The organism is Desulfovulcanus sp. (genome assembly GCF_982781345.1).
Window position 1 is genome coordinate 1 of sequence record NZ_CEYAEZ010000088.1, and the last position, 6451, is coordinate 6451.

The 6451-nt window shown below is 40.7% G+C and carries 6 protein-coding genes; 2 read left to right on the forward strand and 4 right to left on the reverse strand.

Annotated elements, in window-relative coordinates; translation table 11 throughout:
* Positions 1 to 107 precede the first annotated feature (107 nt).
* Positions 108 to 986 carry a lysophospholipid acyltransferase family protein gene (locus AC3WVG_RS10875; RefSeq protein ID WP_488798138.1) on the reverse strand — a complete coding sequence of 293 codons (879 nt, stop codon included), beginning with the start codon at positions 984 to 986 and terminating at the stop codon, positions 108 to 110.
* 13 nt (positions 987 to 999) lie between these two features.
* Positions 1000 to 1626 carry a lysophospholipid acyltransferase family protein gene (locus AC3WVG_RS10880; RefSeq protein WP_488798139.1) on the reverse strand — a complete coding sequence of 209 codons (627 nt, stop codon included), beginning with the start codon at positions 1624 to 1626 and terminating at the stop codon, positions 1000 to 1002.
* A gap of 556 nt (positions 1627 to 2182) precedes the next feature.
* On the opposite strand from AC3WVG_RS10880, the gene yedF reads away from it, so the two are divergent.
* Both yedF and AC3WVG_RS10890 read left to right on the forward strand, forming a co-directional pair.
* On the forward strand, positions 2183 to 2806 hold the full coding sequence (gene yedF, locus AC3WVG_RS10885) for a sulfurtransferase-like selenium metabolism protein YedF (RefSeq protein WP_488798140.1): 624 nt from the start codon (positions 2183 to 2185) through the stop codon (positions 2804 to 2806).
* A 30-nt stretch (positions 2807 to 2836) separates the two neighbouring features.
* Positions 2837 to 3679: a menaquinone biosynthetic enzyme MqnA/MqnD family protein gene (locus tag AC3WVG_RS10890; RefSeq protein ID WP_488798141.1), complete on the forward strand. Its 843-nt coding sequence runs from the start codon at positions 2837 to 2839 to the stop codon at positions 3677 to 3679.
* 111 nt (positions 3680 to 3790) lie between these two features.
* On the opposite strand, the gene AC3WVG_RS10895 is transcribed toward AC3WVG_RS10890, so the two are convergent.
* Positions 3791 to 4444 (reverse strand): potassium channel family protein, encoded by a 654-nt coding sequence (locus AC3WVG_RS10895; protein WP_488798142.1) that lies wholly within the window; start codon positions 4442 to 4444, stop codon positions 3791 to 3793.
* A gap of 427 nt (positions 4445 to 4871) precedes the next feature.
* Positions 4872 to 6245, reverse strand: coding sequence for a TrkH family potassium uptake protein (locus tag AC3WVG_RS10900; RefSeq protein WP_488798143.1), 1374 nt, complete (start codon positions 6243 to 6245; stop codon positions 4872 to 4874).
* Between the last annotated feature and the right edge of the window lie 206 nt (positions 6246 to 6451).

Sequence of the window (6451 nt, forward strand, 5' to 3'; positions counted from 1 at the left end):
CGCAAGCAAGCCTTAGATGTGTCCAACTCTTTGTTAGCATTGAAGAAAATGCGCTCGCAAATTAACTCAGAAAGTTGAGTCAGATAATTAATAACAGTTTTTGTTTATTACAGGGTTTTTGGCCTTGTTTTCCAGCGTTTATGCATCCAGAACCATTGCTCAGGGTATTTCTTGACCATTTGTTCCACTTTCTGGGTATAAAACTGGGCAATTTGGGCAATTTGTTCCTGTCTTGAGCCCTCTAACTCTCTTGTATCCAGAGGCGAAAATGAATAAAATTTATATTTTTGCCCTGGAAGGCGCACTAGAAATGCAGGCCATACCAAAGCTTTGCCCCGCAAGGCTAAAAGGGCCGGTCCCATATTTACCGCTGCTTTTTTGTTTAAAAAGGGAATAAAAATGGCTTCATTTTGCAGACAATTATGATCAACTAAAAAAGCACTTACTCCTCCCCTTTTTAAACAACGCAACACCCGAGGAGCTGCCCGCCGATGTTCAACAATTTCCACCCCACTCTGACTACGCTGATGTTTAATCAAATTTCCTAGTGCCCTATCTTTGGGCAAACGGACTACAATCTGGCCAGGTCTTGGGTGCATAAACAGTTTCATAAGACCTGCCATCAGTTCCCAGGCCCCTAAATGAGCGGTTACAGCCACAACGGGCCGCTTGGTATTTCGTATTAGAGACAGATTTTCCTGGTCATGTACAATCAAATTTTCCTGCCAGAACCTGAAATCGACTTTGCGCGTGAGAAAAATTTCTAAGAATGACTGACCTGTTTGCTCAAAGCTAGACAGAGCTATTCTTTCGGCCTGAAGCCTATCTAATTCGAGCCTTTCAGCTATAGTTTGGACAGCGTAATCCTTTCTGCCAGGCAACATAAACCATAAAAGTCGACCGATTGCCCTGCCAAATCTTGCGCAGCCCTGAAAACTTAAGCGTTGGCCTGATAAAAACAAAAAATTGTAAAGAAGTTCCTGCATTTCCCCTACTCAACTAATCAACCACTAAACTTTTTAACTTATTCTCTAACCTTAACGCCTCTTGTTCTAAAAATTCAGGATCAAAATTCTCAGGGACCAGGTATGGTTGACCATATATGACTTCGCACGAGGACAAGGGCAGAGGTAACTGAAATTTATCCCAGGCCCTATTAAAAACATAAGCCCTGCTCATTTTTACCCGAACCGGCACAATGGGCACCTTGTTCCTGGCAGCCAGGAAAATAGCCCCCTTTTTCACCTTGTGCCTTGGCCCTCTGGGCCCATCCACTGTAAAGACAGCATCTTTTTTGAGATTATTCATCATCTTTGCGGCCATAAGCAGTGCTCTAAGTCCTTGCCTGGAACTAGAGCCCCGGGCCAGATTAAAGCCAAAGCGTTTTAAAACCTGGGCCAAAAGTTCTCCGTCCTGGCTAGCGCTTACAACAGCTATAACGCCTTCATGACGGTGAAGATAGCAAAGGGGAAATAATTCATTATGCCACAAGGCAAAGACAACAGGTTGTCTTTGCCTTGTGACCTGAACAGGTTTATAGGACACCCTGGAATAATTCAGAGTCTTTGACCAGAATTTGACCAGGCATGAGAGAATCGGAGCAATTTTTTCGGGTGAAATCTTCATTTTAAATCCCTGAAAAATGAAATATATTTGGATAACTAATTCAAGGCAAGGTTTAAAGATTGGTTTTATTGACTTTAGCGGTTTGATTATTTTAATTAACTAAATTAGTTATACTTTTTAACTTATATATATTATTATCATGTCTCTCTACGGTTAATCAGTCATGAAATTAGAGGAAATATTTAAATGTCGCAGCTAAAGAGTCTGTGGCCAAACCTTACCCAGAGGACAATGTTTCATATTTTTTTCAATACTGGTTTCTTTCTTGCTGGTGCAAATGCCTGGACCCAACTATAGCTTGCTTGCGGGCAGAGCATAATGGTATATTTAGAATAAATGAATATTCTTTTTATTGTCGATAATTATGGCAAATAGTCCCGGAATATTTAGCCTTGTCACCCCGATGCTCTGCTTATCCGCAAGCTTCGCCAAGATGGGTTTCCCAGTCTTTTGCAATGCATTCAAGACACCAGTATTTTTAATCTGGTGGTCAAAATGAGGTTTGGCCACAGACTCTTTTGGCCACAGACTCTAAAGTACTTCAAAGGAGAAAATTATGAGTGAAAAGATTTTGCACTGTCAGGGCTTACCCTGCCCGCAACCGGTTTTAAAGTGTAAACAGGTTATAGATGAAGAAAGACCAGAAAAGCTCATTGTCTATGTGGACAATGAACCGGCTAAAGAAAATGTAACCAGATTTTTAAACATGCAAAACTATAAACTGCTGGCTACTGAAAAAAAAGGGAATGACTGGCAGATTGTCGCCACATGTACTCCCCAAGAGCAAAAAACTGACGACCTTTCTGAACAAAAGAGCAAGCCAGAACCAAAAACATCGCAAGGCGAGCTCAAGACCCTTATCTTCATAACCAAAGATAAAATCGGAATGGGTGATGACCAATTAGGCCATAAATTAATGGTCAACTTTCTGGCCACCTTACCTGAAATGGATAAGTTATGGCGAATTATTTTAGTTAATTCAGGTGTTAAGCTAGCCACTGACAATAGCCCGGTGCTTGAGTCTTTGCAGCAACTTGAGCAGGCTGGAGTGTCAATTTTAGTTTGTGGAACATGTCTTGATTTTTTTCAACTCCTGGATCAAAAGAGGGTCGGACAGACCACGAATATGCTTGATGTGGTCACCAGCCTTCAACTAGCGGATAAAGTCATTACCATTTAACAATAAGTACCAGAAGTGAGCTGGAATTTAATGTCTGAAGAAACAATTAAAATTGGCCAGATTTCTTATTTAAATATCTGGCCAATTTTTTATTATTTAAAAAGGCTCCCTTTTAAAGATAAGATACGTTATATTTCTGGGCATCCTGCCTGGTTAAACCAGATTTTGCAAAAAAAAGAACTGGATCTTTCCCCGTCTTCATCCTTTGAGTATCTGGCTTATGCCGAACAATATAAACTATTGCCCTGCTTAAGTATCAGTGCCAAAAAGAAAGTACAGAGCGTCATTTTCTGCTCGCCGGTAGAGCTTAAAGACCTTTCCGTTTATTTACAAAAAGAAAAAGAAATTTTTTTGAGTGAGGCCTCGGCAACCTCTGTGGCGTTGTTAAAAATTTTATGGGCCTTTGCCTGGCACCTGCCTCAGCCTGAGTGGCGTAAAATTCCTCCTGGCACGGGGCTGCAGACAAACAAACCATTTTTAGAGATAGGAGATAAGGCGTTAGAGATCTATCTCAATCCCCCTCCGGGATGGGTGGTCATTGACTTGGCCCAGGCCTGGTATGAATTTACAAGTCTTCCTTTTGTCTTTGCTGTTTGGATTGTCAATAAAGACTTAAGCTCGGCACAAAAAAAGATTGTTCATTTATTGTGTGCAGAACTTGCCGAAATAAAACAAAAAATCAGGTCAAATTTGAAGCAACTAGCCTCTGTTTACCCGAAACAAAATTTTACCGAAGAACAGGTAGTTAATTACTGGCAGTTGATGGATTATGACTTGGACTTTAAGCACATGGCGAGTCTGGTTCTATTTGGACAATACTTAACTAAACTAGGCCTGATCTCAGGTGTGCCCGTTCTGGACTGGATGAATTAAGGATTCGTTAGGCAAATAACGTGAGCGAAGCGAACAAATAACAGCCTGAGCGTTAGCAAAGGCGTAATAACAGCAGAGCTTTGCTGCGTAATAACAACATTAAGAAGCTCATCATGGTTCTAAGTCTTTGATGGCCTCTTCTTTGCCAATAACAGCCAAAATGTGTTCTTTGGTTAAAACCGTATTCGCTTTAGGAACAAATTTGAATTCTGCCTCACCAGTCTGTTTAATGGCTACTACCTGAATACCATACTTATTGGTCAAATCCAACTCCCGCAGGGTCTTACCCGCCCATTTGGACACCCTCAGTTCTTGTAAGATTACTCCTTTGCCCAGAGGTAGATAATCTATAAGACCTGGTATGACCAGTTCCCTAGCCAATTGCTCAGCAGCAAAACGCTCCGGAAAAATTACATGGTCCACGCCAACTTTTTTCAGCACCTTTTCATGTTCAGTACTTACAGCTTTACACCATAAATTTTGGGTCCCCAATTCCTTCAAGTGCAGTGCGATCAAAATGCTGGCTTCCATGGAATGGCCGACACTGATAATCACATGGGTAAGTTCAGCCAAGCCCAATTGGACCAGTGCAGCCTTGTCTGTGGCGTCAGCTTTATAGACTTGAGTCAGCACATCCTGAGCCCGTTTGATCTTTTCCGAATCATTATCGATACCCAGCACTGTATGGCCTAGATCAGTGAGTGATTGACCAAGAAAATAACCAAATTTCCCTAGACCAATAATACCTATTTCATATTTGGGCACTCTCTCCTCCTTAGGGAATTTAGTTAAATAGTTTATTGGTTAAGAACTTGTAGCCGAACCTTTTTATCAACTTAATTTCCATGGGTTATTTCAGTCTTGGTTTCTTTCATGCTGGTACAAAGACTTGGACCCATCTAAGGCTTGCTTGCGGACAGAGCATAATGGGATACTTTGGGTAAACAAATATTCTTTTTATTATCGATAGTTATGGTCAGTATCGCAAAATATTTAGTCCATTCATCCCGATGCTCTGTTCTTCCGCAAGCATCACTAAGATTGGGTTACCCAAGCCGTTTGTAAGGCATTTCAGAAACCAAGACTTTCATTCAGCGGTTAAAATGGGGTTTGGCCACAGACTCTTATAAAAGGTTGTAGAAAATTTATTCGTACATTCTTTTCGCCACCTTACCATTCACTATTTAACTATTTATCCGATAAGCAATGAACTCTCCGGCCAGGAAAAGCGTTCTTTGGTCTGCCAGCTCTGGAGCAGAGTCAAAAAAACTATTGGGCCAAGACGACCTACGAACATAAGAAAAATTATGATACACTTGCCCCAAAAAGTTAATTTTGGAGTAAGACCGGTAGATAACCCTACTGTCCCGAAAGCTGAGACAACCTCAAAAAGAATTTCCAAAAACTGTCCCTTTGCCTCCGGATGTGGCAAATCCCCCCCTTCACTGATTAAAAGGAGTAAGGTGGAGGTAAAAATCAAGACTATAGCAAAAATTACCAACGTTATAACTTTATTCAAGCTTTTTTCATCCAGAGCAAATTTGCCGATCACACATTGTTTGCGACCCAAAATGTTGGACACAGCCAGGGCCAAAAGCCCACGGAAGGTTGTCGTTTTTATTCCGCCAGCACATGATCCCGGCGAGCCGCCAACAAACATTAGTAGGATCATAATTAGCATGGAAACATGGGTCATGTGCCCGATATCCAGCGTGTTAAATCCGGCAGTACGACAGGTTACAGATTGAAAAAGAGAAGTTAAAATATGTTCGGAAAGACTTAAATTGTGTCGCTGCCCAAAAAATTCTGCCCAAAAAATGGTAATCCAGCCAAATAAAATTAAAAAAGCTGTAGTGCTTAAAACTACTTGGCTCTGCCAACTTATTTTATACCTTGGCTTTCTAGAGTTATAAAAAGTAAAAGAAAACGCTTGCTTCAATTCCACTAGCACAGCAAATCCAAGTCCGCCCAGGATAATTAAAATGATAAACACCAAATTCACTGTCCAGGAAGAGCGCCAAGGCATAAGACTTTGGCTAAACAGGGAAAACCCAGCATTACAAAAGGCAGAAACAGAATGGAAAACTGCTGAAAATGGAGAAAAAAAGTGCGGATCGAGAAAATATAAAACTATTGCTCCCAAAAGTTCAATAATTAAAACAGCGATTATTAGTTGTTGCAAAAATTTTCCCAGATGAAAAGTGGGATCATGAAGAAGGGATTGACCTACGGCAATTCGGTCAGTGATGGTAATTTTCTTGCGCCACAGATAAAAGACCAAACTCGTATAAGTCATTATTCCCAGCCCGCCTAATTGGATAAGAACTAGGATAACGCTCTGTCCAAAAGGAGAAAAAAAAGAACCCGTATCCACAACAATAAGACCTGTGACGCAGGTAGCTGAAGTGGCTGTAAAGAGCGCGTCTATCCAGGTTATTGGTCCTTTTGCCAGACTAATAGGATGATGTAAGAGCACTGTACCTGCCATAATTGTTAAAGAAAAAAAGTAGACCGGCAGGGAAAACGGTGTGAATAAACTTTTTTTACGCATAAAATTCATAGCCATAGTTTAGAGAGCCCTGCACCTATAGAAAAGTTGAGTGCAGGATTTGAGTTACCAGTTCTCTTAAAGAATTTGTCAAAGTTAATGGCTAAAAAAACAAATAATTTTCGATGGTTATATTTTCGCAGTGGAAATTATTTGTTTAACTATATATCTCAACTTTCTGACACGATTAACATCCTCAAATTACTACACAATTGAAGAGTGCA